Below are 25,595 nucleotides of genomic sequence, written 5' to 3' on the forward strand. Positions count from 1 at the left end.
TTCCCCCAGAGGGTGACCCAGCCGCGTTGTCGTCACTCGCCGACGTCCCCCAGCCTTCGGCCGGGGGTCCCCCGCACCCACCGCGTGGGACTCCCTCCTCCGCCTTTGCAGCTGCACGCACCAGACCCCGCTCGGGCAGGCCAAGACTTACCGCACCTCACAGCCGACCTGATCCAGACGACATCCCCTGGCTGCCACGCCGGGCCGACGCCTTGGCGAACGCGGCTCGACGACTCCGCCCGACAGCTCCACGACCTGTGGCGGCACGCGCAGGGCTCGGGTCACCTGCGGCAGACGACTGGGCGCGTGGGTGGTCAGTCGAGTGGCGGAGCGACCCGCTTCGTCGCATCAGGGCTTGCGGAGGGGAGTCGCCCCGACCCAGCGGTGATAGGCATTCATGTCGACGTTGCTGCCGCACACGATGGTGACCACGTGTCGGCCGGCGAAGCGGTCACGGTCTTCGAGGATCGCCGCGATGCCGAGCGCGGCCGACGGTTCGACGACGAGGCCGGCGTGGTCGAGGAGCATCCGCATTCCGGCGATGATCGACGCCTCCTGGACCAGGACGGCGTCGTCGGCGACCAGGAGGAGGTCGTCGAGGACGGCCGGGATGGGGCGTCGGCCGGCGACGCCGTCGGCGATGGTGTCGGCCGAGTCGGTGGTGACGACGCGCCGCCCGCGCCACGAGTGGGTCATCGCCGGTGCGCCCAGCGGCTGGACGCAGATCACCTCGACTTCGGGCGCCAAGGCCTTCATCACATGACCGACACCGGTGGCCAGCGCCCCGCCGCCGAGAGCGATCAGAACGGCGTCGAACGACGGCACGGTGTCCACCAGTTCCAGGCCGATGGTCGCCGCGCCCTCGCAGGTCTCGAGGTCCAGGCTGTCTTCGAGCAGTCGGCTGCCGTCGTACCGCGCGATGGCCGCCGCCCGCTCGCGCGCCATCTCGTGGTCGCCGTCCACCAGCTCCAGCCTGGCGCCCAGTGCGCGGATGCGGTCGAGCTTGGCCACGGTCGCGAAGCGGGATGCCACGACGGTCACGTCGAGCCCCCGGCCGCGACCGGACCAGGCGAGGGCCTGGCCGAGGTTGCCCGCGCTGGCACACACCACGGTCGGCGAGCCGCGGTCGGCGAGCAGGCTCGCGGCCACCTCGGTGCCGCGGGCCTTGAAGCTGCGGACCGGGTTCGCCGTTTCGAGCTTGATGCTCACGGCGCATCCGAGGTCGGGTTGCAGCGCCTCGCAGTGGTACAGCGGAGTGTCGAGGAAAACCGGGTCGATCACCCGGCGAGCCGCCTGGATCCGGGCGGTGTCGAGGCGCGTCTCCTGCATGACACGGCAGCGTAGCGCCGTCGACGCTGCCCCCTCTGGGAGAAGGCCCAGGGGCTCGGTGCCGACACAGAGCAACGCCTGAGCCGGACAGCCCGGAGCAGAACAGCACCCCTGGTGACGTCGGCCGGGCGCGGGCATCCGCCCTCAGAGCCGACGGTACTTGTCGATGTCCTCCGCGAACTCCTGGATGGCCTGTGCGGTGAGCGTCGGTCGTGTGTCGGCGATGGCGGTCATGTAGTCCTCGGTCGTCGCGGGTCGGCCCTGACGATGGGTGACTTCGCGCTCGAATGCCGCCTGTGCGCCCTTCCGGGCGGCGAATTCGATGTCGGCCGGGGTGAACAGTTCGCTCGCCCGGACGAGTTGGGCGATGTCCACCGACTCGGCGGAGGCCCTGAGATAACGGCTCCAGATCGCCGCGCGGGCGGTTGCGTCCGGCGGCCCGATGGGGATGACGTAGTCGAACCGGCCCGGCCGCAGGAACGCCGCGTCGAGAGAGCGGACCGAGTTGGTGGCACAGGCCAGCAGCCGCGCGTCGTGCTCGCGGAAGATGGGGATGAGTTTGAGCAGCTCGTTGGTCACGCCGTGCCCGGGATCGACCGCCTTTCCGGAGCGTGCACCGGCGATCTCCTCGACCTCGTCGATGAAGAGCAGGACCGAGTCCAGTTCTGCCAGGTCCGCGAAGACCTCCCGCAGTGCCACGGCCAGACCCTCGCTCGTGTCGGCCGCGAGCCGGGAGGGGAAGAGTTCCACGAACGGCCAGCCGAGCCGTGAGGCGACCGCTTTGGCGAAACTGGTCTTTCCGGTGCCCGGCGGGCCGAAAAGGATGATCGCCTTGGGCGGGGCGACGCCGTAAACGTCCGCCAGCGCGGGTTCGGTCAGCGGGAGCACGACACGGCGTTCGACGACCTGCTTCTCCTGCTCCATGCCGGCCATGGCGTTCCAGAGCCCGTCGGGCAGCATGCGGCCGCCCAGCGCCGCGAGGACCTCCGAGTTGGCGGTTTCGGGGGGTTCGAGTTTCTCGTAGTAGGTGAGACCGTCGTGGAACCGGTAGCCGGAGTTCTCCAGAGCCTTCGTCCCCGCGGCGCCTGCGGGCAGCAGCGCGCTGATGTGGCGCACGCCCAGTGCCCGCAGGCGCCGCTCGAGATCGGAGAGGAGGGCGCTCCCGATCCCGCGCTCGCGCCAGCGGGAGGCGAGCGCCACCAGGAGGATCCACCCCCGCTTTCCGTACGCCTGTGCCACGGCCATGCCGACCAGTTCATCACCGACAACTGCGACGACCGCCGGCTGTCCGGCCTTGGCCGCCGTCATGACCTCGGAAACCGCGAACACCTGGTCCTCGTCGGCCCGGCGGCTCTGATCCCAGATGTCGATGGCCTGGTCAAGATCGTCTTCGTGATAGTCACGCAGGTGCCAAGCGGGCATCGCCACCACCTCACACGGCGCGGGGGTCCCATTGTTCCCTCCGAAGCGCTGTGTGACGAACCCAGGCGGGCTCAGCGACGTGGTTACCGGTGGACGAGGCGGCCTACCTGTCCCTGCCTTCCGGGGCGGGGGCGCCACGCCCGTGGGGCAGCAGCTCCGCTGCCCTTGGACCATGACCTCCGGGGCTCATGGGCGCGTAGCGCCCGCAGAGTCGCACCCATCGGGCAGGTCTCCCCGCAGCACCCCGGTAAAAGGGAGCCGACAACGACGCGCCGGAGTGTGCCGTACCGCAGGTCAGGACGGGTATTCGGCTCAGCTCGGCAGCGTGGCCGGGTTGCCGCCGTTCGCCTCGTAGCCCGCGACCGCCAGCGCGCGGTAGAGGGTGAACTCGGCGGCCGGGTTCGCGGACAGCGTCCACGGCAGGGCCCCCACATGCCCGTCGACGTGTATCAGCTCGCCCATGGCCTCCGCCCAGCGCTCGGAGCGGACCAGGAAGAAGACCAGCAGATGCCGGACGTGGGCGAGCATCGGGTCGTCCTGGCGGGCCGAGTGCACCGCGTGCAGGGCGCCGTGCACGGCCTTGGTGACGACCTCGCTCTGGTAGAAGCTCGCCACCAGGTTCACCTCGGGGAGGTGCTCGAAGACCGCGAACAGCGGCATCGCGGCCAGCAGCGAGCCCTGCGGGGCGCGCGCGGCGGCGGCCTCGGCGAACGAGTACGCCAGCTCGCGCGAGCCGTGCCACTTCTCGCACCAGTAGTGCAGGGCCGCCAGATGCGCCCCCATGTGCGTGGGCGCGCGATCCAGGATCTTCAGCCACAGCTTCTCGAACTCGGGCTGCGAGTAGTTCAGCCCGCGGGCCACCGAGAGCTCGACGATGTACGGCACCGGGTCCCCGGGGGACAGCAGCGCCGCCTGCCCGCAGGCGTCCCTGGCCTCCTCCATGATGATCCGGAAGTCGTCCGTGCCCGGTGTCGACGTCCGCCACGCCTGCTGGACCAGGAACTCGGCATGCACGGCCGCGCCGCCCGCGTCCTTGGGGTGCTCGGCCCGCCACACCCGCAGCCACTGCCCGCCCGGCGTCTCACTGACCCCGCCCGGCCGCTGCTGGAGCTCCAGCGCCGCCGCGCCTGCGAAGGCCTGCACGCGCTGCCAGCGCAGCTCGCCCGCGATCTCCGTGCCCGCGAGCAGCTGCGCCGCGGCGTGGTAGTCCTGGGTGCGCTGCACGAGGTCCAGGACGTCGAGCAGGTCCTGGTCGGGTCCGGGCATCCGGATGTCCAGGTCCTCCTCGCGCACGAAGCCGTAGTCCGCCGGGTCGGCGGCGTCCGGGTGGCTCGGGTGGACCTGCTCGATCATGCCACGCCGCCGCCGCAGGACGGGGAGCAGCACAAAGCTCAGCAGGAGCAGCGCCATCAGGGCCCAGAGAATCGCCATGCGTCAAGCGAACCAGACGGCGCCGACAATTGGCCAACCGGTGTCGGCGCCTGTGGACAACTTGCCGGGTGCTGAGAAAGGGGCGGTGGCAGGTGGTCGTTCGGCCGCGGGCCGGTGGGGGCTGGTCGCGCAGTTCCCCGCGCCCCTTTGGGGCGCGTGTTCGGGGCGCGTGACCACTAGGCTCATGACCTATGAGCGACAGGCACATCAGTCAGCACTTCGAGACGCTCGCCATCCACGCGGGCAACACGGCGGACCCCCTCACCGGTGCGGTCGTACCGCCGATCTACCAGGTCTCGACCTACAAGCAGGACGGCGTCGGCGGGCTGCGCGGCGGCTACGAGTACAGCCGTAGCGCCAACCCGACCAGGACCGCCCTGGAAGAGAACCTCGCCGCGCTGGAGGGCGGGCGCCGCGGGCTCGCGTTCGCGTCCGGGCTGGCGGCCGAGGACGCCCTGCTGCGCACGCTGCTCAGCCCCGGCGACCACGTGGTCATCCCGAACGACGCATACGGCGGCACGTTCCGGCTGTTCGCGAAGGTCGTCTCCCGGTGGGGCGTGGACTGGTCCGTCGCCGACACCAGCGACCCGTCGGCCGTGCGGGCCGCGATCACCCCGAAGACCAAGGCGGTCTGGGTGGAGACCCCGTCCAACCCGCTGCTCGGCATCACCGACATCGCCGCCGCCGCCGAGGTCGCCCACGGCGCGGGCGCCAGGCTCGTCGTCGACAACACCTTCGCCACGCCGTACCTCCAGCAGCCCCTCTCGCTCGGCGCGGACGTCGTCGTGCACTCGCTGACGAAGTACATGGGCGGTCACTCGGACGTGGTCGGCGGCGCGCTGATCGTGTCGGACCAGGCGCTGGGCGAGGAGCTGGCCTACCACCAGAACGCGATGGGCGCGGTCGCCGGGCCGTTCGACTCGTGGCTGGTGCTGCGTGGTAGCAAGACGCTCGCGGTGCGCATGGACCGGCACAGCGAGAACGCCACCAGGGTCGCCGACATGCTGAGCCGGCACGCGCGCGTGACGCGTGTCCTCTACCCGGGCCTGCCCGAGCACCCCGGTCACGAGACCGCCGCCAAGCAGATGAAGGCCTTCGGCGGCATGATCTCCTTCCAGGTCACGGGCGGCGAGGAGGCGGCGGTCGAGGTCTGCAACCGCGCCAAGGTGTTCACCCTGGGTGAGTCCCTGGGCGGTGTCGAGTCGCTGATCGAGCACCCTGGCCGGATGACGCACGCCTCGGCGGCCGGTTCCGCGCTGGAGGTGCCCGCCGACCTGGTGCGCCTGTCCGTGGGCATCGAGAACATCGACGACCTGCTGGAGGACCTCCAGCAGGCGCTGGGCTAGACGCGCGGCCGGCTCACCAGCCGACGATGGGCGGAGTCGTCGTGGACGGCGGCTGCGCCCAGGGTCGGACCAGCGCCGCCCATACGGTGAACGCCACCGCCGCCGCGCACAGCAGCAGCCACAGCAGGCGGCGGGCCGCGCGTCTGCGGCGCAGCATGCGGCCGCCCCGGCGGAGCACCTCGCCGTAGAGGTCGGGCGGCACCGGTGACGGTGTCTGTTCCATGATCCGCCGGGCGGCGGCCTCGCGTTGGATGCGGTTCACGACGGCGCCACCTTCGCCCCCAGCACCGTGGGCGCCGCTTTCCTGGGCGGATGCAGCAGGGTGGCGGTCGCCCGGTCGCAGAGGGCGTGCACGCGTTCTGTGGGCAGGCCGAGCAGCGCCGCCGTCTGCTCCTCGGCGACCCCCTCGTACAGACGTAGCACCAGGATCAGGCGTTCCTGGGGTGTGAGGACGGCGAGGGCGCTGCGCGGGTGCGGCCGGGCGCGGCTGAGCGGGCCGCCGTACTGGTGCCAGGCGGAGTTCGCGAAGCGCAGGGCGAGGTGCCGGCGGGCCAGGTCGTACGGGTCCTCGCCGCGCAGCCGGTCCCAGTACGCGTACGTGTGCGCGAGGGCGAGGGTCAGCAGGCGCCGCGCGCGTGGGTTGGCGTCCGGGGCCTCGGCGGTGAGCAGGGTCGCGGCATGCAGCAGCCGTCCTGCCGCGCCCGCGACGAACGCCTCGAACTCCCGGGCCCGGCGGGCGTCCTGGAACGCCTGCCGATCGCGCACCGTGCCTCCCCGTCTGCGGGGCCCACCGCGTCACGGGACCGGGACGCGGACACGACGGGGGCCCGGTCTCATCTGAGGCCAGCGGTGACCCCACGGTCAAGAGCCGCGCGGCACGCACGCGTGCCGGATGTTCCGCGGACCGGTCCCCGCCGGGGTTCAGGACGCCGGCGGTGTGTCCGTGCCCGGCTGGACGGTCATCCGCGCGGACAGGGCGCTGTTGAAGCGCGTGAGCAGCGCGCAGAACGTCTCGCGCTCCTCCGGCTCCCAGTCCCGGGTCAGCTCCGCCATCAACTGGCGCCGCGACGAACGCACTTCGTCCAGCCGCGACAGCCCGCGCGGGGACAGCTGGAGCACCACGGCCCGCCCGTCCTCGGGGTGCGAGGTGCGCTTGACGAGCCCGGTGTCGACCAGCGGAGCCACCTGCCGGGTGACCGTGGAGGAATCGATCCCCATGCTCGCGGCGAGCGCCTTGACCCCCATGGGGCCTTCCTTGTCGAGGCGGTTGAGCAGCAGATACGCGGCGCGGTCCATGGAGTTGCGCACCTGCCCCACGCCGCCGAGCCGGGTCTGTTCGGCACGGCGGGCGAACACCGCCACCTCGTGCTGCAGCGTGTCGAGGAGACCGGTGTCACCGACGGTCGTCATGTCCATCGACATTTCAGGTGTTGTGGGCATGGCCGGAGGCTCACTTCATGAAGAGTGCTGGTGTGGGGGACAGAGTACGCGGACGGGGGGCGAGCCGTACCGGGGCTGCGCAAACCGGTCTCGGAGGTTGGTCACACCCGAGTCTTCGGCCTGTGAACTGCGAGACTTGGGCCATGAGCTACAGCACGGCTGACTCCTTGCACCCCGTCACCCTCGACGACGTACGCGGCGCTCAGAAGATGCTCACGGGCGTGGCACGGGTGACCGCGATGGAGGGCAGCAGGCATCTGTCCCAGCTGGTCGGCTCGCCGGTGCACCTCAAGTGCGAGAACCTCCAGCGGACCGGTTCGTTCAAGCTGCGCGGCGCGTATGTGCGCATCGCCGGGCTGCTGCCCGAGGAGCGCGCCGCCGGGGTCGTGGCGGCCAGCGCCGGGAACCACGCCCAGGGCGTGGCACTGGCCTCCGCGCTGCTCGGCGTGCACGCCACGGTGTTCATGCCCAACGGCGCCCCGCTGCCCAAGATCAGCGCGACCCGCGAGTACGGCGCGGAGGTACGGCTGCACGGTCAGGTGGTCGACGAGACGCTGGCCGCCGCCCAGGAGTACGCGGCCGAGACCGGCGCGGTGTTCATCCACCCCTTCGACCACCCCGACATCATCGCCGGTCAGGGCACGGTCGGCCTGGAGATCCTGGACCAGTGCCCGGAGGTCGGCACGATCGTCGTCGGTATCGGCGGCGGCGGGCTCGCGGCCGGGATCGCGGTGGCGGTGAAGGCGATCAGGCCGGACGTACGGATCGTCGGCGTCCAGGCGGAGGGCGCGGCCGCGTACCCGCCCTCGCTCGCGGCCGGGCGCCCGGTCTCGGTGGAGAACCCGTTGACGATGGCCGACGGCATCAGGGTCGGACGTCCCGGCGATGTGCCGTTCGCGCTGGTCGAGGATCTGGTCGACGAGGTCCGCACGGTCGGCGAGGACCAGCTCGCCGCCGCGCTGCTGCTCTGCCTGGAGCGGGCCAAGCTGGTCGTGGAACCGGCCGGCGCAGCCCCGGTCGCCGCGCTGCTCGCCGAGCCCGGCAGCTTCGCCGGACCGGTCGTCGCCGTGCTGTCCGGCGGGAACGTCGATCCGGTGCTGATGCAGCGGGTACTGCGGCACGGCATGTCCGCGCAGGGCCGCTACCTGGCCGTACGGCTACGGCTGACCGACCGGCCGGGCGCCCTGGCCACCCTCCTCGGGGTGCTGTCGACCGTCGACGCCAACGTCCTGGACGTGAGCCACGTCCGGACCGACCCCCGGCTCGGGCTCTCGGAGGCGGAGGTCGAGCTGCACCTGGAGACCAAGGGACCCGTGCACTGCACCGAGGTCGGGCAGGCGCTGCGCGAGGCCGGTTACACGGTCATCGACTGAGCGGGGGTTCCGCTCCCGGCGGGAAACAACCAGGTCCGGCTCTGTTCACTCACTCGTTCGGGAAAACCTGTCGACGGACGCGATACATCGCGTTATGGTGTGTTCGCGTGGCCACGGCCGCGCCCGCCTGCAGTCGCGCAGGCGAAAACCATAGGCGGCCCGAAGCGCGCATACCTAGCCTTTTTCGAAGAATCCTCGACGACGTGGAGACTCATATGCCAGGCGCCATCTATGCCGAAGGCCTGGTCAAGACCTTCGGCAACGTAAGGGCCTTGGACGGCGTCGACCTCGATGTCCCCGAAGGCACGGTCCTCGGACTGCTCGGGCCGAACGGCGCGGGCAAGACGACGGCCGTCCGCTGTCTGACGACCCTGCTCCGCCCCGACAGCGGCAAAGCGGTCGTCGCGGGCATGGACGTGGTCAGCCAACCGGACGCCGTACGCCGCTCCATCGGCCTGTCCGGACAGTTCGCGGCGGTCGACGAATACCTCACCGGCCGCGAGAACCTGCAGATGGTCGGCCGTCTCTACCAGATGCGGGCGAAGCAGGCCAAGGACCGCGCGGCCGAGCTGCTGGAGCAGTTCAACCTCGCCGACGCAGCCGACCGCCCCGCCAAGACCTACTCCGGAGGCATGCGCCGCCGCCTCGACCTCGCGGCCGCCCTGGTCGTCTCCCCGCCCGTGATGTTCATGGACGAACCGACGACCGGCCTCGACCCCCGCAACCGCCAGCAGCTGTGGGAGGTCATCAAACAGCTCGTCTCCGGCGGTAAGACGCTGCTGCTCACCACCCAGTATCTGGAAGAGGCCGATCACCTCGCCCACGACATCGCGGTCGTCGACCACGGCCGGGTCATCGCCAAGGGCACCTCCGACCAGCTCAAGGCCCGCACCGGCGGCGAGCGCGTCGAGGTCGTGGTGCACGAGCGCGGTCACATCCCGACCGCCGCCGAGGTACTGCACGGCTTCGGCAAGGGCGAGACCACCGTCGAGGAGCACACCCGCAAGCTCACCGTCCCCGTTACCGGCGGCGCCAAGCTGCTCGCCGAGGTCATCCGCGAGCTGGACACCCGGGGCATCGAGATAGACGACATCGCACTGCGCCGCCCCACCCTCGACGACGTCTTCCTGTCCCTGACCGGACACACGGCCGAGGAGAAGGCCGAGGGCAATGGCGAGCAGGACCAGAAGGACACCCGCAAGAACAGCCGCAAGGAGGCCGTGAAGTGAGTGCCGTCAGCGACATCGTGCGGGTAGCCGCCCCCGGCAACGCCGTCAGCCAGTCCTTCCGCGACTCGATGGTGGCCGCGAAACGCAACCTGATCCGGATGTCCCGGATCCCGAATCCTGTTCGCACATGTCGGTCAGGATTTATCTCGCCGCTCCTCCGAGACGGACGGCTCGGCGCCCTGAAGGAGCTGGTGAAGTGAGCGCCGTGAACGACTCTATGGTTGTGGCCCGCAGAAACTTGATTCGCATGGGCCGGATTCCCGAGATGTTGATCTTCGGGCTGATTCAGCCGATCATGTTCGTGGTGCTGTTCACCTACGTGTTCGGCGGCTCGATCACAGTCGGCTCCTCGACCTCCACCCAGTCCTACCGTGAGTTCCTGATGGCCGGCATCTTCGCGCAGACGGTGACCTTCGCCACCGCGGGCGCGGGAGCGGGTATCGCCGACGACATGCACAAGGGCCTCATCGACCGCTTCCGGTCGTTGCCCATGGCGCGCGGCGCGGTCCTGACCGGGCGCACTCTCGCCGACCTGGTGCAGACGGCACTCACCCTCGTCGTGCTGGCGGTCGTCGCCCTGATCGTCGGCTGGCGCACACACGAGAACCTCGGCAAGGTGCTCGCCGGATTCGGCCTGCTCCTGCTGCTCGGATACGCCTTCTCGTGGATCGGCGCGCTCATCGGCCTGTCCGTGCGCACCCCCGAAGCGGCGACCTCGGGCGGTCTGATCTGGCTGTTTCCGCTGACGTTCATCTCGAACGCGTTCGTGGACGCGAGCCACCTGCCGACCTTCCTGCGCCACATCGCGGAGTGGAACCCGTTCAGCGCCACCGTCCAGGCCAGCCGTGAGCTGTTCGGCAACCTTCCGCCGGGCTTCAACGCGTCCGACGCCTGGCCCATGCAGCACCCGATCCTGGCCTCGCTGATCTGGTCGGTCGCGATCATCCTGGCCTTCCGGACGCTCGCGGTGCGTAAGTATCGTCGGGCGGCTGGCTGAGCACGGCTCTCTCAACTGTGACGTACGGTAAGAAGTTGCTTCCTCTGACGGTCAAGAACGCCGGTCCGACGCCGGCTTCGAGCGGTCACGCGCACTGACGTGAATGAGGCGTTGCGGCGGATCGCCGATGCCTTGGTGGACCGCAGTGAGGAAGAGAGAGCCGCCGTGCTGAACGCACTCGGCGCTCAGCGGAAGCGGCAGAGACTCGTGCAGGATGCCCCGCGAACGCCTCTGCCGCTCCCCGGAGGATCCTTGAGAATTCAGTCCGAGGTGGAGTGGGTCTGAACCATTCAGGTCTGAGACCGCGTTTGAGATCTGCCGACTAGCTCGCCCGGACGGGCCTCGGGCCACAGCAGTCAGGTCGTAGCCAGCCATGCCAGGTACCAGTCTCGGAAGTCCGGGCCCGGTGTCAGGCCACCCCAGTCAGGATCGTCGAGCCAGACCTGGCCAGCGTTCCTCCCCGTGACGACCAGCCGGTGCAACGTGCCGCAACCGCACTCCCCGATGACCAGACTCCCTCCGACCGAGTAGTTGGCATCACCGTCCTTGCCCGGCCCCGGCCACTCGGTGGTGTGCGGAAACGGCGTGGACAGGAAGCCCGCGCGTCGGCCCTCTTCTCGAAGGTCGTGCAGGGCCTCTTCGTCGTCCACTTCCTCTGTAAGGCCTAGGAGCCCGTAGTCCGGTCCCGCTCCTCCGTCGGCGACATCCTTGAGGAAGCTGCGGTAGGAAGCGGGGAGCCGGACACCGTGCTGCTGCTCGAACAGCCAGATCGTGTCCTCTGCCAGAGGAGGCCGAAGTCGATATCCATGGTGTGAGGACCCGAAACGCTGACGCCCAGGGTCTCCTTGAGCCATGGCGGCGACACGGGCACGGACCGCAGCGTCGTCCCAGAGCCCGCGGCGGTCGGCCTTGTCACTGGTCACAGCAGCACGGTACTGGCGTTCTGACGCGTCACCGCAGCTGGGTAAGCGGTTTGGGGCCGGGCCGAGTGGCAGGACTACCCCGCGTCAGGCGGCGGACCATGTGACCCCGATCATCGCCCAACGGATCATGGCCTTTGAGTGAGCCGGGCTGCTCTCGTAGTCGCGTGCCAGGCGCCGGTGGGCAGTGATCCACGACAGCGTGCGCTCAATCGCCCACCGCTTCGGCTGCACCTGCAAGCCGCGCTGGCCAGGGTCTCTGCGGACGATCTCGAGCTCGCGGCCGAGGATCTGGGAGGTCCAGTCGACCAGACGGCCGGCGAAGCCCTGGTCGGCCCAGACCTTCCGCACATCTGGGTGGTCGAGGCGGGTCCACAGCAGTGGGTGCTTGGCACCATCGCGGTCTTGGACGCTGGCCGCGACCACGTGCACGGCCAGCAGCAGACCGAGGGTGTCGGTGACGATGAACCGCTTGCGGCCCTTGACCTTCTTACCCGCGTCGAATCCCCTGGTGGCGGCGGGAACGGTGTCGGCAGTGCGAACACCGTCGGCCACGGCGTCTATGTCGCAGTACTGGACGCAGATGCCGAAGGGAGCGGCGACCCCTTCGCTCGGGCGACGGTTCCCGGTGCAGTTCTGTCGTTCTGCACCACGCAGGGTATGGATTCGATGGTGCCTGGATCGATGGCTGCCGCTGCGAGCGAACGACTGCGGGCTCAGGGCATCGAGATCCTCAAGCCGCCAACAACCCAGCCCTGGGGACGCCGTTCGGTGTGGCTGCGCGACCCCGACGGCAACATCGTCAACCTCTACCAAGACGCGTGAGACCGGTTGCTTGCACCTCGGCTTGCTCATTGCGGGACACCCTTCAGCGCATGGGCAATGACTGCGACCTCTACAAACGCCGTACAGGTGTGGGACAAAGTGTAGGAAGCCCTGCGCGGGTCGTAACGCTCTGCAAGAATGAGGAGAGGGCTGATGTAGCCCCGTTTCCCGCATCAACGGGGGGTGAGCGCGGTGGTGCAACGGCTTTCGAGACATGCATTGATCCGCAAGCAGAGGCAAAGCGGATTCGTCGGCCGGCATGACGAGTTGTCGAAATTTAGAGACATCTTGAAGCAGCCGCCAGAGGAAACTACTCAGTTCGTTTTTCATGTGCGAGGGCCCGGCAGGGTAGGGAAGTCGACCCTACTGAGGCAAATGGACGGCTCCGCTCGCGAAGCGCAGGCCATCACTACTTACGTAGACGAGTCTGTTTCCGATGCTCTGGAGGCGATGGAATCCATTAGTGTTCAGTTGACTCAGTATGGTTTGACTCTAAAGAATTTCGATAAAAGGCTCGCAACATATCGGCAGCGCCGCCACGAGGCTGACGCTGCTGCTGCTGCCGCCGCCCCTCAATCGCCAGGCGAAGTGCCACATCCCTCAATCCAGGGAATGTCAGGATCGAGTCCGTCACCCTCGATATGAGCATGCGCTTTCGGATCATAATCGCGCGATCACGCTCACACCTCGGAGCGGATGGGCTCACTATGAGCGCTCTGTGGCGCTTTACGCGTTGCTGCACGCGGACAGGAAAAAGCAGATAACTCGCGCCGTTAGGATCATCGCAGCAGAGGCGGAAACTCCAAGTAAGAAGGGAAACATGTTTCTTTCCGCCTGTCTAATGCTGCGCTGGCAGAAGGCGGAAGATAGCTACTCGGATTTCATTTCTGCGCATCCCGGCCCCGGGGAAATAGAGGAACTTCTTGCCGCAATTGACAGCCTCGCTGTCGCGGTTCCAAGTCGCGAGCCGTGCCTACAGGGTTTCCGGCGGAGGTTGGAGAGCCACCGCCCAGACGACGTCAGACGCTGACTGAGGACACGAAAGCTGGGTACGGTCGGGGCGTGTCTGGCGTGCGTCGGGTTGGTCACCCGTGGGCGTGCGCTGGTTGATCGCGCGCGACTAGGGGAGCTGGTACGGGCATGGCGCTTGACGCTGCTCGATCTCAAGCACCTACGCGGCATTGCGCGCTGACCGCGCCGCTCACCGAGAGGGCGAAGACTCAACGCGAGAGGGAGTGGTCATAGAAGCGACCTGGCGTTACGTCGGCTCCGGTCATACCCCTGGTGCTGCCCAACTCGCTGCGGGGATCACGGAAGAACTCGCCCTAAACCGGGAGTTCGCTCGGGCTGCGCGAGACGAGCAGGGGCAGAGCGAATGAGCTGCCCGAAAAAGAAGCAGCCGAAGCCCGGCGAAGTGGTTTCGCGCTGGCGCGCAGTCGAGTGGGGCGAACGCGAAGAGCAGCGATTCGCGGACCTCTTGTTCGGCCGCTTGCCCAAGGGGCGCAGGAACGGCGCCGGATTTCAGAGACCGCCTGCCGAATAACCAGTGGGGCGAGTAAGCTGATGGGACATCACATGGAGGTCCCAGAGGGTTGCCGCCCCCTGGGACCAGGCCGGTCGTGGACCAGCCTGCCAGTCTCGGAGGGACTGACATGGGGAAGAGTACCGTCATGCGCGGGCGTCGGACCGCTCGGAGTGTGCTTCGGGTAGCTGTCTACCTTCGCGTGTCGACCGCGAAGCAGGTCGAGGGATATGGCCTCGACACTCAGGAAAAGCAGTGCAGGTCATGGCTGGACTACAAGATCGGTGCAGGCAGATACAAGATCCAAAAGGTCTACATCGATGGTGGGGAGTCGGGAAAGAAGGACTCTCGCCCTGACCTCGACGAGATGACTGAGGCGATCGAAAGGGATCTCATCGACCTCGTGGTGTTCGGCAAGTTAGACCGCATCGGGCGGACCATGGAGGACATCCACCTCTGGGTGTTCAACGCCACCAAGCATCACAAGATCAGGGTGGCCACGGCGGACGGCCGGCTGGACAGTGACGACGAACTGTTCGGCATCATGCTCAGCCTGCTTTCCTACATGGCGGAGTTGGAGCACACCCTGATCCTTGAGCGAACCATGGGCGGTCGGGATCAGAAGCTGGCCGCTGGTGGTTGGCCTCTCGGTCAGCCGCCCTACGGCGTGACTCTAAGCGGTAAGGGAAGCAAGGCGATCCCGGTCCTCTGTGAGGACGAGGTGCAAGTGATCAACGTCGCTGCGGGTCTGCTGGTGGACCTCGGCTACTCACGGGATGAGGCAGCAGAGCACCTGAACACCATTGGCTCCCGGACTCGTAAGGGCCTGCTATGGACGGGTGCGAACCTTGCGAGGCGTCTCAACTCCACTGCCCTTGACGGGTACGTGGAGTTCCGCATTGAGCGCACGACCGAAGACGACGAAGAGGAGACCTTTGAACTCTTCCGGATCGCGGTGCCTCGGCCTATCGCCGATCCGAAGCGGGTGGAGGACCTTCGGAAGGCCCTCAATCGGCGATCGTTCAAGAAGAAGAACCTCACCCACTACCTGTTCACCGGCCGCCTGCATGCAGCATGCGGTGGCTACTACACGGGTGGAAAGAATGTCGAATCTTCCATTGGCTACTACCGGTGCATGGGGAAACGGCTGGGGTTGAAGTGTGAATGCTCGGAACTTCCTGCGCCCGACGTGGAAAAGGTCATCTGGGCTGAGATTGAGGCACTGCTCTCCGACGTGGGCAAGTTCCGGGCGCTCGCTGCCAAGTGGTTGGGAGCGATCCCGGCGCGCGCTGAGACGTACCGAAAGCGTCTGGCTGAGCTGGACGCGCAGATCGAGAAGAAGAGGTCCAGCCGTAAGGTGCAGCTGCTCGCGAAGCTTACTCAGCTCTTCGAAGAAGAATTGAGTGAGGGGGCGGGAGCCGAGATCGATGAATCCACGATCCGTGAAGTGAAGCAAGCGCTCCAGGCGAAGGAAGACGAGTTAGCCACTGAGCGCGAGCGCGTGGCTCGATGGCTCAGGGAAGCCGAAGATCAGCAGCAGCGGGCGGATGAGATCGTTGCCCTGGTGGAGAACCAGGCGACCGCGTTGGACTCCTTCACGGCCGCGCAGCGCCGGGACCTCCTTGACCTGCTGGACATTCGCGTGCAGGTGGTGGGCAAGGGCAAGTCGCATCGGAAGGGGATCGCTGATCCCCTCGCCGAGTGGCATCGGGAGACGGGCACGTTGGTGCCACTCAAGATCAGTGATGAGGAATGGGCGACGGTTGATCCCCTTCTCCCCGACTTCCGTCAGAACCGGACACCCAAGCGCGAGATGTTCGTAGCGATCCTGTGGAAGCTGCGGACTGCTGCTCGCTGGAATGAGGTAGAGGTCTCCGGGAACGCCTGGAATGCCGTGAGGAGGCGTGCGGAAGGCTGGCGAACCTCAGGCGCCTGGGAGGCTGCCATGGAGGCCCTGAAGGGTTCTGGTGGGGTTTCTGTACCGCCGCTCATGGTCCTGCCTCCCATGGAGGTCACGGGCAGCATCGATCCGAAGTTCGCGGCGCTGGATCTTGAGGCTCTGGAGCTCTGCGAGGGTGCCGGGGACGGCTGCAACCAGAACCACACCCACGCACACGTTCGTGGTGCTGTTCACCTATGTGTTCGGCGGCTCGATCCAGGTCGGTTCGTCCACCTCCACCCAGTCCTACCGTGAGTTCCTGATGGCCGGCATCTTCGCGCAGACGGTGACCTTCGCCACCGCGGGCGCGGGAGCGGGTATCGCCGACGACATGCACAAGGGCCTCATCGACCGCTTCCGGTCGTTGCCCATGGCGCGTGGTGCGGTGCTGACCGGGCGCACTCTCGCCGACCTGGTGCAGACCGCGCTCACCCTCGTCGTCCTGGCTGTCGTCGCGCTGATAGTCGGCTGGCGCACGCACGAGAACATCGGCAAGGTACTCGCCGGCTTCGGCCTGCTCCTACTGCTCGGGTACGCGTTCTCCTGGATCGGCGCACTCATCGGCCTGACCGTGCGCACCCCTGAAGCGGCGACCTCGGGCGGTCTGATCTGGCTGTTCCCGCTGACGTTCATCTCGAACGCCTTCGTGGACGCCGGCAAGATGCCGGCCTTCCTGCGCCACATCGCGGAGTGGAACCCGTTCAGCGCGACCGTGCAGGCCAGCCGTGAGCTGTTCGGCAACCTGCCGCCGGGCTTCAGCGCATCCGACGCCTGGCCCATGCAGCACCCGGTCTGGGCCTCGCTGATCTGGTCGGTCGTGATCATCCTGGTCTTCCGGACGCTCGCGGTCCGCAAGTACCGCTCGGCCACGGCGTGACGCAAGGCAGTCATGACAAGGCCCCCGGCGTCACCCGAACGCCGGGGGCAGGTGTCTGTTCGCGTCAGCCGGAGTAGGGCTCGGCCTTGAGGATCTTCACCTTGGCCTTCTTGCCGTTCGGCAGCTCGTACTCCGCGTCCTCGCCCACCTTGTGGCCGATGACACCGGTGCCCAGCGGGGACTGCGGGGAGTAGGTCTCGATGTCGGCGCTGGCGTACTCGCGCGAGGCGAGGAGGAAGGTCGTGGTGTCGTCCTCGTCACCGTCGAAGGCGATGGTCACCACCATGCCGGGCGCGACGGCGCCGTCCGCGGAGGTCGGAGCCTCGCCGACCTTGGCGTTCTCAAGAAGCTGGGTCAGCTGGCGCACACGGAGCTCCTGCTTGCCCTGCTCCTCCTTGGCCGCGTGGTACCCGCCGTTCTCGCGCAGGTCGCCTTCCTCGCGCGCGGCGGCGATCTTGGCGGCGATCTCCGTGCGCGCAGGACCAGACAGGTACTCCAGCTCGGCCTTGAGCTGGTTGTACGCCTCCTGGGTCAGCCAGGTGACGTTCTCGCTGGTCTGGGTCACAGGTGCTCCTCGTCGGTACTGGGAATACAAAGCATCGCCCTACCCAGAAGCATGTTCCTCCATGGAAGGGCGAAACCACGAGCCTAACAATTCAACGGCGTAAGGGGGAGGACATAAGCCATTAGAATCATGTCAACGCAGGTCAGCGCCTACGTATTCGTGGCCGGTGTCAGTCGGCGTGGCAGCCGAGCAGCTCCGCCGTGGTGCCCCGGGCCGTCGTACGGAGCGTGACCACCCGGTCGATCTCGGTCGCGGAACCGGTGAAGCGGAAGTCCGCCCGGCCCACCTCGGAGCCGTCCGCCGCCTGGGAGCGCACCGTGCAGTAGCCGGAGGCGCCGGAGTCCTTGTGGACCTCCAGATGCACCTTGACCGCGCTGTCCGAGGCGTCGAAGGCGACGACCTGGGCGCTGATCTCACTCTTCACCACATAGTGGTAGGCGAAGTAGCCGACCAGGGCGAGCAGCAGAGCACCGAGGACCACGCCGGTGATCTTGAGCCTGCGGTCGGCGACGTCGTCCGAGGAGCGGCCGTAGCGGCCCTCGGGCAGCCGCGTACTCGCGGTACTCATGATCGTCCTCCCGGCAAGAACCGCCTCCGGACCCGGCAGGACCGGACCCCGGAATTATTCGCCCCCCGATTCGGTCACTATAGAAGCGCCGATCGCACCCGAGGAAACCGGGGCGCCGACTTACTGAGGATTGAGTCTTGACTGACCAGCTGCGACTGATGGCCGTCCACGCCCACCCCGACGACGAGTCGAGCAAGGGCGCGGCCACCATGGCGAAGTACGTGTCCGAGGGGGTGGACGTGCTGGTCGTGACCTGCACGGGCGGGGAGCGCGGCTCCATCCTCAACCCCAAGCTGCAGGGCGACAAGTACATCGAGGAGCACATCCACGAGGTACGCAAGAAGGAGATGGACGAGGCCCGCGAGATCCTCGGCGTCAAGCAGGAGTGGCTCGGCTTCGTCGACTCCGGTCTGCCCGAGGGCGACCCGCTGCCGCCGCTCCCCGAGGGCTGCTTCGCCCTGGAGGACGTCGACAAGGCGGCCGGCGAGCTCGTCCGCAGGATCCGCGCGTTCCGCCCGCAGGTGATCACCACCTACGACGAGAACGGCGGCTACCCGCACCCCGACCACATCATGACCCACAAGATCTCGATGGTGGCCTTCGAGGGCGCGGCCGACCCCGAGAAGTACCCCGAGGGTGAGTTCGGCCCCGTCTACCAGGCGCAGAAGCTCTACTACAACCAGGGCTTCAACCGCCCCCGCACCGAGGCGCTGCACCACGCCCTGCTGGACCGCGGCATGGAGTCGCCGTACGGGGACTGGCTGAAGCGGTGGAACGAGTTCGAGCGCACCGAGCGCACCCTGACCACGCACATCCCGTGCGCCGACTTCTTCGAGATCCGCGACAAGGCGCTGATCGCCCACGCCACGCAGATCGACCCCGACGGCGGCTGGTTCAAGGTCCCGATGGACCTCCAGAAGGAGGTCTGGCCGACCGAGGAGTACGAGCTCGCGAAGTCGCTCGTCGATACCTCCCTCCCCGAGGACGACCTCTTTGCGGGCATCCGCGACAATGCCTGACATGAGCGCAAGCGCAAGTCTGGCACTGACGCATCTCGTCCCCCTCGCCAAGGAGGTCGACGAGAACAAGGTCACCCCCGGCGTCCTCGGCTTCATCGTCTTCGCGGTGATGGCCGTGGCGGTCTGGGGCCTGATGAAGTCCATGAACAAGCACATGCAGAAGGTCGACTTCAAGGAGCCCCCGGACGCCAAGGCGGACCCGGGGACCCCCGCGGCCGACACCAAGGGCTGACCGCCGTCACGCCCCACCCGGCACCGGCACCCCCATCACCTCACGGGCGTGCCGGCTGGGGACCATGCCCAGGCGCCAGCCCTGCCAGCCGGACTCCAGGGTCACCCCGCGCTCAAGGAGCAGACCGTACGTCGTGACGTGCTCGGTCAGCTTCTCGTCGCGCAGCGGGTGGGCCGTCCGGGAGAGCTGCGCCAGGTCCTCCTGGGCGACAGCGGTGCCCACCTCCACGCCGCCGGGTGCGGCGTAAGGAAGCAGGGTGCAGCGCAGGAAGTGCGCCCAGTCCTCGCCGCGGCGGTCGCCGTACGACGAGAACAGGGTGACCGCCTCGTCGCACAGGGCCAGGGCCTGCTGGGTGCGGGTGTTGCCGGCGTCCACCACGGCCAGCTCCAGACAGGTCCAGGCCTCGCCATGGACGACACCGATGCGCTGGAAGTCGGCGCGGGCGTCGACCAGCAGCTGACGGGCGAAACCCGAGTTGCGCAGCGAGCCGGTCTGGGCAGCCCGCTGGTCGCGGGTCACCCGGGCCGAGTGGTGGCGGGCACAGGCAAGCCCGTAGACGTCCCGTATCCGGGAGAACATCGTGCGCGAGCGCTCCAGCTCACGGACCGCCTGGTCCAGGGTGCCGGTCTCCTCCAGGGCCTGGCCCAGGTAGTAGACCGTCCAGGCCTCGCCGCGCGCGTCCTCGTTCTCACGGTGCCGGGCGGCCGCCTGACGCAGTGCGTCGACCGCCGGGGACGCGTCACCGTCCACCAGCCGGGCCCGCGCCAACTGGGTCAGCGCCCAGGCCTCCCCACGGGCGTCGCGGGTACGGCCGTAACGCTCCAGCGCCGCCCCCAGCTCCCGCTCCGCACGCGGTACGTCACCCATCCGCAGCGCCAGCTGACCGAGCTGGAAGTGCGCCCAGGCCTCGCCGTGCACCGAACCGCCCTCCCGGTGCAGCACCAGCGACCGGGTGAGCAGGTCCAGCGCCTCCGCGAGCCGGGCACGGTCACGCTGCACCGCCGCGAGCGCGTGCATCGTCCAGGCCCGGTCGGTCGCCAGCTGGGGAGCCGCCTGGAGATCCAGGGCCTCCTGGAGCTTGGCCGCCGCCTCGGTGAGGTGGCCCTGGTGATGCAGGGTGATCCCGAGGGAGCACAGGGCACGGGCCGTGCCGGCGTCGTGGTGCGCCTCCATATAGAGGTCCACGACCGAGGTGAGGGTGGTACGGGCCTTGTCCAGTTCGCCCAGCTGACGGGCCGCGATACCGGTACGCCACTGCACCGAACGCACCAGCAGACCCTGGTCCACCGCCTGCGCCAACTCGCTGATCTCACCCAGCCGGTAGAGGTCCCCGCGCAGCAGGCAGTAGTCGCACAGGGCACCCAGCAGATTCTGCACGGCCGCCTGGTCGACGCCCTCCGCATGCCGCAGCGCCGCCGTGATGAAGCTCGACTCGTCGTCCAGCCAGCGCAGCGCCTCCTCGAGCGACGTGAAACCGTGCGGGCTGAACCGGTCCGAGCGGGTCGACATGTTGCCGTCCACCAGACGAAGCACGGAGTCGGCCAGCTCCCCGTAGTTGACGATCAGCCGCTCCTGCGCCGCCGCGCGGTCGGCCGGCTCCTCCTCGTCGGCGAGGCGGGCCTGGGCGAAGGCGCGGACCAGGTCGTGCAACCGGTAGCGGCTGCGCCGGACGTGGTCGATCAGGCCGGCCTGCGCGAGCGCGACCAGATGACGGGTCGCCTCCGCCTCGTCCGTGGCCAGCAGAGCGGCCGCGGCCGCCGCGCCGAGCGAGGCCCGGCCCGCCAGCGCCAGCCTCCTCAACAGACGGCGCCCCATGTCCGACTGGTCGGTGTAGCGCAGCCACAGCACCCGCTCCACCGGCTCGACCGGACCGTACGCGCCCAGGTCCGTGGCCAGCTGGAGCGGTGAACGCGAGCCCAGCGACGAGCCCGCCACCCGCAGCGCCAGCGGCAGCCCGCCGCACAACTCCCGGATCCGCTCCGCGGACTGCGCGTCGTACGGCCCCGACATGTCCTGCGCCGCCGCGTCCAGCAACTCCTCCGCACCCGCCGCGTCCAGCGCCGTCACCGGAAGCTGGTGCACCCAGGCCGGCAGGTCCGCGGGCAGGTCGAGCCGCTCCCGGGCGGTGACCAGGACCAGGCTGTCCGAACGCTCCGGGATCAGCGTGCGCACCTGCTCGGCATCGGAGGCGTCGTCCAGCACGATCGTCACCGGAAGACCCGTGAGGTGCTGGTGGTACAGCTCGCTGAGCCGCTTGACCTGCTGGTCGGCCGAGGAACGCTCACGGAACAGCAACTGTTCGCGCGGCGCACCCAGCCGGTTGAGCAGATGCAGCAGCGCGTCCCGGGTGGGCAACGGCGGCTCCCCCCGGCTGTCGCCGCGCAGATCCACCACGACCGCACCCCGGAAGAAGTCCTTCAGATCGTGGGTGGCCCGGATCGCCAGCGTCGTACGGCCGGAGCCGGGCTCCCCGTGCAGGACGACCACCGTCGGACGGGTCTCCGTGGTCGCCCGCGCCGCCTGCGCCCACTGCCGGATCCGTGCCAGTTCCTGGTGACGGCCGGCGAACGGGCCCTCCGGGTCAGGGAGCTGACCGAACGACTGCTGCAGCACCGTACGCCTGCGGGCCGCCGCGCTCTTGTCCGCGCCGCGCAGCCCCGGGCCCTGCTTCTTCGGTCCCGTGGACGCGCTGAGCACCCGCTGCTGATCGAGGAACGGACGGATCCCACGCACCTCCAGCGCCGTCAGCCACTGCAGACGTAACTGCTCGGGACCGCCGGGCTGACCGGCCGCGCCGGCACGGTGATGAGCGGCGGGGAGATGCGCACCGGCGACCTTGACGACCGTGGCGGCCGCGCCGATCACACCGACGGCCACGCCCGCGCCGAGCGCCGTACCGGTGCCGGTACCCAGGTAGAGGTCGGCGAAGACGGCCGCGACTGCGGCAACGGCCGCCACCAGCAAGGGAGTTCCGGCGCCCTCTCTGGCGTACCGCTGGCCGAAGCTCTGCCGGCCGGCCTCCGACTCGTCGAGAGCGTGGGTGTAACTGTCGTACTCCTCGGCTGCGCTCTGTGCCATCGCGTCCAGGCCGCCGCGCGCCCGTGACAGCAGCAGCTGTCCGTCGACGCGGCCCCCGGAGCGGCGGACCTCCTCCTCCACGGCCTGCACCAGCAGCCGGTCGGCTTCCGCCCGGTGGGCGTCCCGCATGTCCCGTCCCCCTCCAGCGGCAACTCCATTGCCTAAGAGTGTCCTTGGCGCAGAGCGAAGTTGCGAGAGGGCCGGATCATCGAAGAACGGGTCGGCTAGCGCGGCACAGGCTCGCTCTGCCGTCCCTTCGACAGCGCCAGGAAGACGCACGCCGCGGCCAGACCCGTCTCCGCGACCGCGCTGCCGAGCGCCTCCAGCAGCGCTGTGCCCACCGCCGACGTCGTTATGTCGAACCAGGCGTCCAGGAGCGCGACCGATGCCGTCGCCGAAGCCGTCAGGCGGGCCCGTGCGTCGCCCCGCAACCCCAGCACCGCCGTCGCCGCGCACCCCGTCGCCATCAGGACGTCCAGCCCGATCCAGGCCAGCGACCAGTTGTGCACCTCGGTCCTGGTGGGCAGCGTCAGCGCCAGCACCACCGTCCACGGCACGAGCAGCACGGAGGACGAGCCGAGCAGGACCAGTGCCCACCGCTTCGTCCGCTTCATCAGCCGCGCCTTCGTCGTAGTCAACTGATCCAACGCGACCGACCCCCACCTTGTTCCGTCACCTTTGCCGCTTCCCGCGCGGTGCTTCCGCATGCCCCCACGCTAGACCGCAGAGAAAGTTCTGCAAAGAAAATTCGGCAGACATCAGGGACGTCTCAGGGTTCTCAGCGTTACGGTGATCGCATGACCGACGGCACGCCCAGGACGGCCGCGGCGCCCGACCCCGCCGCACACGCCGAGTTGACCGGCCTCGAACGCACCGCCCTCTACAAGTCCCTCGGCAACCCCCTGCGCCGCCGGATCCTCGACTACCTCGGCCGCCACGGCGAGGCCAACTCCACCGTGCTCGCCCGCGAACTCGGCGAGAGCTCCGGCACCACCAGCTACCACCTGCGCAAACTCGCCGAGCAGAAGCTCATCGAGGAGATCCCGGAGAAGTCCGCCGGCCGGGAGCGCTGGTGGCGGAGCCTGCCCTTCAGCCACACCACACCCGACCCGGCCACCATGACGCGGGAGGAGTACGCGGCGGCCGAGCACCTCGCCCTCCTCAAGATCGAGATCGACACCAGGCTGTTCCGCCGCGCCCACGAGGAGTACCGGGGCCCCGAGGGCTGGGCCCAGGTGCAGCGCTCCGGCACCTGGATGACCAAGGACGACCTGCACGCCTTCGTCCACGCGTACCAGGAACTCCTCGACCGCTACAGCCACCCGGACGACGCGGTTCCCGAGGGGGCGCGCCGGGTCAACCTGCGCTTCTACGCGGCTCCCGACCCCGTGGGAGAGTGGGAGGGTGAACCGACTGGCCCATGAGACGTCCCCGTACCTCCTCCAGCACGCCGACAACCCCGTTGACTGGTGGCCCTGGTCGGCCGAGGCCTTCGACCAGGCCCGCGAGACGAACAAACCCGTCCTGCTGAGCGTCGGGTACAGCTCTTGCCACTGGTGTCATGTCATGGCTCAAGAGTCCTTCGAGGACCAGGCCACCGCCGACTACCTCAACGAGCACTTCGTCTCCATCAAGGTCGACCGTGAGGAGCGGCCGGACGTCGACGCCGTCTACATGGAGGCCGTGCAGGCCGCCACCGGGCAGGGTGGCTGGCCCATGACCGTGTTTCTCACGCCCGACGCCGAGCCCTTCTACTTCGGTACCTACTTCCCGCCCGCGCCGCGCCACGGCATGCCCTCCTTCCGGCAGGTCCTGGAGGGTGTTCGGGCCGCTTGGGCCGACCGGCGGGACGAGGTCGCCGAGGTCGCCGGGAAGATCGTCCATGATCTCGGCGAGCGGGAGATCAGCCACCAGGGCGCCCAACCGCCCGGCGAGCAGGAACTCGCCCAGGCGCTGCTCGGGCTCACCCGCGAGTACGACGCGCAGCGCGGCGGGTTCGGCGGTGCCCCGAAGTTCCCGCCGTCCATGGTCATCGAGTTCCTGCTGCGGCACCATGCCCGTACCGGTTCCGAAGGCGCGCTGCAGATGGCCGCCGACACCTGCGAGCGCATGGCCCGTGGCGGGCTCTACGACCAGCTCGGCGGCGGCTTCGCCCGGTACTCCGTCGACCGTGACTGGGTCGTGCCGCACTTCGAGAAGATGCTGTACGACAACGCCCTGCTGTGCCGGGTGTACGCGCACCTCTGGCGTGCGACCGGGTCGGAGCTGGCCCGCCGGGTCGCCCTGGAGACCGCCGACTTCATGGTCCGGGAACTGCGCACTCACGACGGCGGGTTCGCCTCCGCCCTCGACGCCGACAGCGACGACGGGACCGGGACCGGCAGGCACGTCGAGGGCGCGTACTACGTGTGGACGCCCGCGCAGCTCGGCGAAGTCCTCGGCGCGGACGCGGACCTCGCCGCCCAGTACTTCGGTGTCACCGAGGCCGGCACCTTCGAACACGGCCAGTCCGTTCTGCAACTGCCGCAGCAGGAGGGCGTGTTCGACGCCGAGAAGGTGGAATCCATCAAGCGGCGGCTGCTCGCGAAGCGAGCGGAACGCCCCGCGCCCGGCCGGGACGACAAGGTCGTCGCCGCCTGGAACGGGCTCGCCGTCGCCGCGCTCGCCGAGACCGGCGCCTACTTCGACCGCCCCGACCTGGTCGAGGCCGCTGTCGGCGCCGCCGATCTCCTCGTACGGCTGCATCTCGACGACCACGCGCGGATCGCCCGCACCAGCCGGGACGGCCGGGTAGGCGCCAACGCGGGCGTGCTGGAGGACTACGGCGATGTCGCCGAGGGCTTCATGGCGCTTGCGTCCGTGACCGGTGAGGGCGTCTGGCTGGAGTTCGCCGGGCTGCTGCTCGGCCATGTCCTGGCCCGTTTCGCCGACCCGGAGACCGGTGCCCTCTACGACACCGCCTCTGACGCCGAGCGGCTCATCCGCCGGCCGCAGGACCCGACCGACAACGCCACACCGTCCGGCTGGAGCGCGGCCGCCGGTGCGCTGCTCAGCTATGCGGCCCACACCGGGGCGGAACCTCATCGCACCGCGGCGGAACGGGCGTTGGGCGTCGTCAGGACTCTCGGGCCAAGGGTGCCGCGCTTCATCGGGTGGGGGCTCGCCGTCGCCGAGGCGCTGCTCGACGGGCCGCGCGAGGTCGCGGTCGTCGGACCCGACGAACGGGACAGCCGCACTGTGGCCCTGCACCGCACCGCCCTTCTCGGTACCGCCCCCGGCGCAGTCGTGGCCATGGGAACTCCGGAGAGTGACGAATTCCCGCTGCTCGCCGATCGGCCGCTCGTCGGAGGCGAGGCCGCCGCATACGTCTGCCGCAATTTCACCTGCGACGCCCCGACCACCGACCCGGAGCGGCTGAAAGCGGCACTGGGAGGCTGAAACTCCAGGCGGCCCGTCCCGGCCGGGAGCCTCCGACAAGGCACC

Annotated in this window: 24 protein-coding genes; 12 read left to right on the plus strand and 12 right to left on the minus strand. The window is 68.9% G+C overall.

The genetic code is table 11. The annotated features are described in order from the left end of the window. Window positions 1-348 precede the first annotated feature (348 nt). The 3 genes from ABTY98_RS05805 to ABTY98_RS05815 all read right to left on the minus strand — a co-directional run bounded on the left by ABTY98_RS05805 (window position 349) and on the right by ABTY98_RS05815 (window position 4,182). Window positions 349-1,329: a threonine ammonia-lyase gene (locus tag ABTY98_RS05805; protein WP_352219621.1), complete on the minus strand. Its 981-nt coding sequence runs from the start codon at window positions 1,327-1,329 to the stop codon at window positions 349-351. 144 nt (window positions 1,330-1,473) lie between these two features. Further along, window positions 1,474-2,751, minus strand: a complete 1,278-nt coding sequence (locus ABTY98_RS05810) for an ATP-binding protein (protein ID WP_352219622.1) — start codon at window positions 2,749-2,751, stop codon at window positions 1,474-1,476. 312 nt (window positions 2,752-3,063) lie between these two features. Then, window positions 3,064-4,182: a hypothetical protein gene (locus ABTY98_RS05815; protein WP_352219623.1), complete on the minus strand. Its 1,119-nt coding sequence runs from the start codon at window positions 4,180-4,182 to the stop codon at window positions 3,064-3,066. A gap of 191 nt (window positions 4,183-4,373) precedes the next feature. On the opposite strand from ABTY98_RS05815, the gene ABTY98_RS05820 reads away from it, so the two are divergent. Continuing rightward, entirely contained in the window at window positions 4,374-5,528 is a 1,155-nt protein-coding gene (locus ABTY98_RS05820) for a cystathionine gamma-synthase (RefSeq protein ID WP_352219624.1), read from the plus strand. 13 nt (window positions 5,529-5,541) lie between these two features. Here ABTY98_RS05820 and ABTY98_RS05825 read toward each other — a convergent pair whose 3' ends face one another. From ABTY98_RS05825 to ABTY98_RS05835, 3 genes are all read right to left on the minus strand, one after another. After that, on the minus strand, window positions 5,542-5,790 hold the full coding sequence (locus ABTY98_RS05825; RefSeq protein ID WP_352219625.1) for a hypothetical protein: 249 nt from the start codon (window positions 5,788-5,790) through the stop codon (window positions 5,542-5,544). After that, on the minus strand, window positions 5,787-6,293 hold the full coding sequence (locus ABTY98_RS05830; RefSeq protein WP_352219626.1) for a sigma factor-like helix-turn-helix DNA-binding protein: 507 nt from the start codon (window positions 6,291-6,293) through the stop codon (window positions 5,787-5,789). Before ABTY98_RS05830 ends, ABTY98_RS05825 begins: the two co-directional genes overlap by 4 nt. Window positions 6,294-6,449: 156 nt before the next feature. Then, a complete protein-coding gene (locus ABTY98_RS05835) occupies window positions 6,450-6,944 on the minus strand; it encodes a MarR family winged helix-turn-helix transcriptional regulator (protein ID WP_352219882.1) in 495 nt (164 codons plus the stop codon). Window positions 6,945-7,111: 167 nt separating this feature from the next. On the opposite strand from ABTY98_RS05835, the gene ilvA reads away from it, so the two are divergent. The 4 genes from ilvA to ABTY98_RS05855 all read left to right on the plus strand — a co-directional run bounded on the left by ilvA (window position 7,112) and on the right by ABTY98_RS05855 (window position 10,567). Beyond that, window positions 7,112-8,341, plus strand: coding sequence for a threonine ammonia-lyase (gene ilvA, locus ABTY98_RS05840; RefSeq protein ID WP_352219627.1), 1,230 nt, complete (start codon window positions 7,112-7,114; stop codon window positions 8,339-8,341). Between the two features lie 215 nt (window positions 8,342-8,556). Next, complete coding sequence (locus tag ABTY98_RS05845) at window positions 8,557-9,570, plus strand: ATP-binding cassette domain-containing protein (protein WP_352219628.1); 1,014 nt, start codon at window positions 8,557-8,559, stop codon at window positions 9,568-9,570. Beyond that, window positions 9,567-9,770, plus strand: coding sequence for an integral membrane transport protein (locus ABTY98_RS42245; RefSeq protein ID WP_502994157.1), 204 nt, complete (start codon window positions 9,567-9,569; stop codon window positions 9,768-9,770). Before ABTY98_RS05845 ends, ABTY98_RS42245 begins: the two co-directional genes overlap by 4 nt. Window positions 9,771-9,787: 17 nt before the next feature. Beyond that, the gene (locus tag ABTY98_RS05855) at window positions 9,788-10,567 is read left to right on the plus strand and encodes an ABC transporter permease (protein ID WP_352219883.1); all 780 of its coding nucleotides are present in this window, start codon (window positions 9,788-9,790) and stop codon (window positions 10,565-10,567) included. A gap of 356 nt (window positions 10,568-10,923) precedes the next feature. Here ABTY98_RS05855 and ABTY98_RS05860 read toward each other — a convergent pair whose 3' ends face one another. Beyond that, window positions 10,924-11,490, minus strand: a complete 567-nt coding sequence (locus ABTY98_RS05860; RefSeq protein WP_352219629.1) for an SMI1/KNR4 family protein — start codon at window positions 11,488-11,490, stop codon at window positions 10,924-10,926. Window positions 11,491-11,574: 84 nt separating this feature from the next. Next, complete coding sequence (locus tag ABTY98_RS05865) at window positions 11,575-12,042, minus strand: transposase (protein WP_502994158.1); 468 nt, start codon at window positions 12,040-12,042, stop codon at window positions 11,575-11,577. 129 nt (window positions 12,043-12,171) lie between these two features. On the opposite strand from ABTY98_RS05865, the gene ABTY98_RS05870 reads away from it, so the two are divergent. The 3 genes from ABTY98_RS05870 (at window position 12,172) to ABTY98_RS05880 (ending at window position 16,650) form a co-directional block, all read left to right on the plus strand. Beyond that, window positions 12,172-12,312: a VOC family protein gene (locus ABTY98_RS05870; RefSeq protein WP_352219630.1), complete on the plus strand. Its 141-nt coding sequence runs from the start codon at window positions 12,172-12,174 to the stop codon at window positions 12,310-12,312. A gap of 1,670 nt (window positions 12,313-13,982) precedes the next feature. Further along, entirely contained in the window at window positions 13,983-16,028 is a 2,046-nt protein-coding gene (locus tag ABTY98_RS05875) for a recombinase family protein (protein WP_352219884.1), read from the plus strand. Beyond that, window positions 15,910-16,650 (plus strand): ABC transporter permease, encoded by a 741-nt coding sequence (locus tag ABTY98_RS05880; RefSeq protein WP_352219631.1) that lies wholly within the window; start codon window positions 15,910-15,912, stop codon window positions 16,648-16,650. The genes ABTY98_RS05875 and ABTY98_RS05880 overlap by 119 nt, the downstream gene beginning before the upstream one ends. A gap of 64 nt (window positions 16,651-16,714) precedes the next feature. On the opposite strand, the gene greA is transcribed toward ABTY98_RS05880, so the two are convergent. Both greA and ABTY98_RS05890 read right to left on the minus strand, forming a co-directional pair. Further along, window positions 16,715-17,215 carry a transcription elongation factor GreA gene (gene greA, locus ABTY98_RS05885; protein WP_352219632.1) on the minus strand — a complete coding sequence of 167 codons (501 nt, stop codon included), beginning with the start codon at window positions 17,213-17,215 and terminating at the stop codon, window positions 16,715-16,717. A gap of 169 nt (window positions 17,216-17,384) precedes the next feature. Next, window positions 17,385-17,783 (minus strand): DUF4307 domain-containing protein, encoded by a 399-nt coding sequence (locus ABTY98_RS05890; RefSeq protein WP_352219633.1) that lies wholly within the window; start codon window positions 17,781-17,783, stop codon window positions 17,385-17,387. 137 nt (window positions 17,784-17,920) lie between these two features. Here ABTY98_RS05890 and mca point away from each other — a divergent pair, with 137 nt between their 5' ends. Continuing rightward, window positions 17,921-18,802: a mycothiol conjugate amidase Mca gene (gene mca / locus ABTY98_RS05895; protein ID WP_352219634.1), complete on the plus strand. Its 882-nt coding sequence runs from the start codon at window positions 17,921-17,923 to the stop codon at window positions 18,800-18,802. Then, a complete protein-coding gene (locus ABTY98_RS05900) occupies window positions 18,795-19,034 on the plus strand; it encodes a hypothetical protein (protein ID WP_352219635.1) in 240 nt (79 codons plus the stop codon). The genes mca and ABTY98_RS05900 overlap by 8 nt, the downstream gene beginning before the upstream one ends. A gap of 6 nt (window positions 19,035-19,040) precedes the next feature. Here the strand turns inward: ABTY98_RS05900 and ABTY98_RS05905 are convergent, their stop codons facing one another. Together ABTY98_RS05905 and ABTY98_RS05910 are read right to left on the minus strand one after the other, a co-directional pair. Further along, window positions 19,041-22,241, minus strand: a complete 3,201-nt coding sequence (locus tag ABTY98_RS05905; RefSeq protein ID WP_352219636.1) for a tetratricopeptide repeat protein — start codon at window positions 22,239-22,241, stop codon at window positions 19,041-19,043. A gap of 95 nt (window positions 22,242-22,336) precedes the next feature. After that, window positions 22,337-22,726, minus strand: coding sequence for a hypothetical protein (locus tag ABTY98_RS05910; RefSeq protein WP_352219637.1), 390 nt, complete (start codon window positions 22,724-22,726; stop codon window positions 22,337-22,339). A 183-nt stretch (window positions 22,727-22,909) separates the two neighbouring features. Between ABTY98_RS05910 and ABTY98_RS05915 the strand changes: the two genes are divergently transcribed. Further along, window positions 22,910-23,536, plus strand: a complete 627-nt coding sequence (locus ABTY98_RS05915; protein ID WP_352219638.1) for an ArsR/SmtB family transcription factor — start codon at window positions 22,910-22,912, stop codon at window positions 23,534-23,536. Next, window positions 23,517-25,550: a thioredoxin domain-containing protein gene (locus tag ABTY98_RS05920; protein ID WP_352219639.1), complete on the plus strand. Its 2,034-nt coding sequence runs from the start codon at window positions 23,517-23,519 to the stop codon at window positions 25,548-25,550. The genes ABTY98_RS05915 and ABTY98_RS05920 overlap by 20 nt, the downstream gene beginning before the upstream one ends. Window positions 25,551-25,595 lie beyond the last annotated feature (45 nt).

Source organism: Streptomyces sp. NPDC096040 (genome assembly GCF_040303265.1).
Taxonomy (GTDB): domain Bacteria; phylum Actinomycetota; class Actinomycetes; order Streptomycetales; family Streptomycetaceae; genus Streptomyces.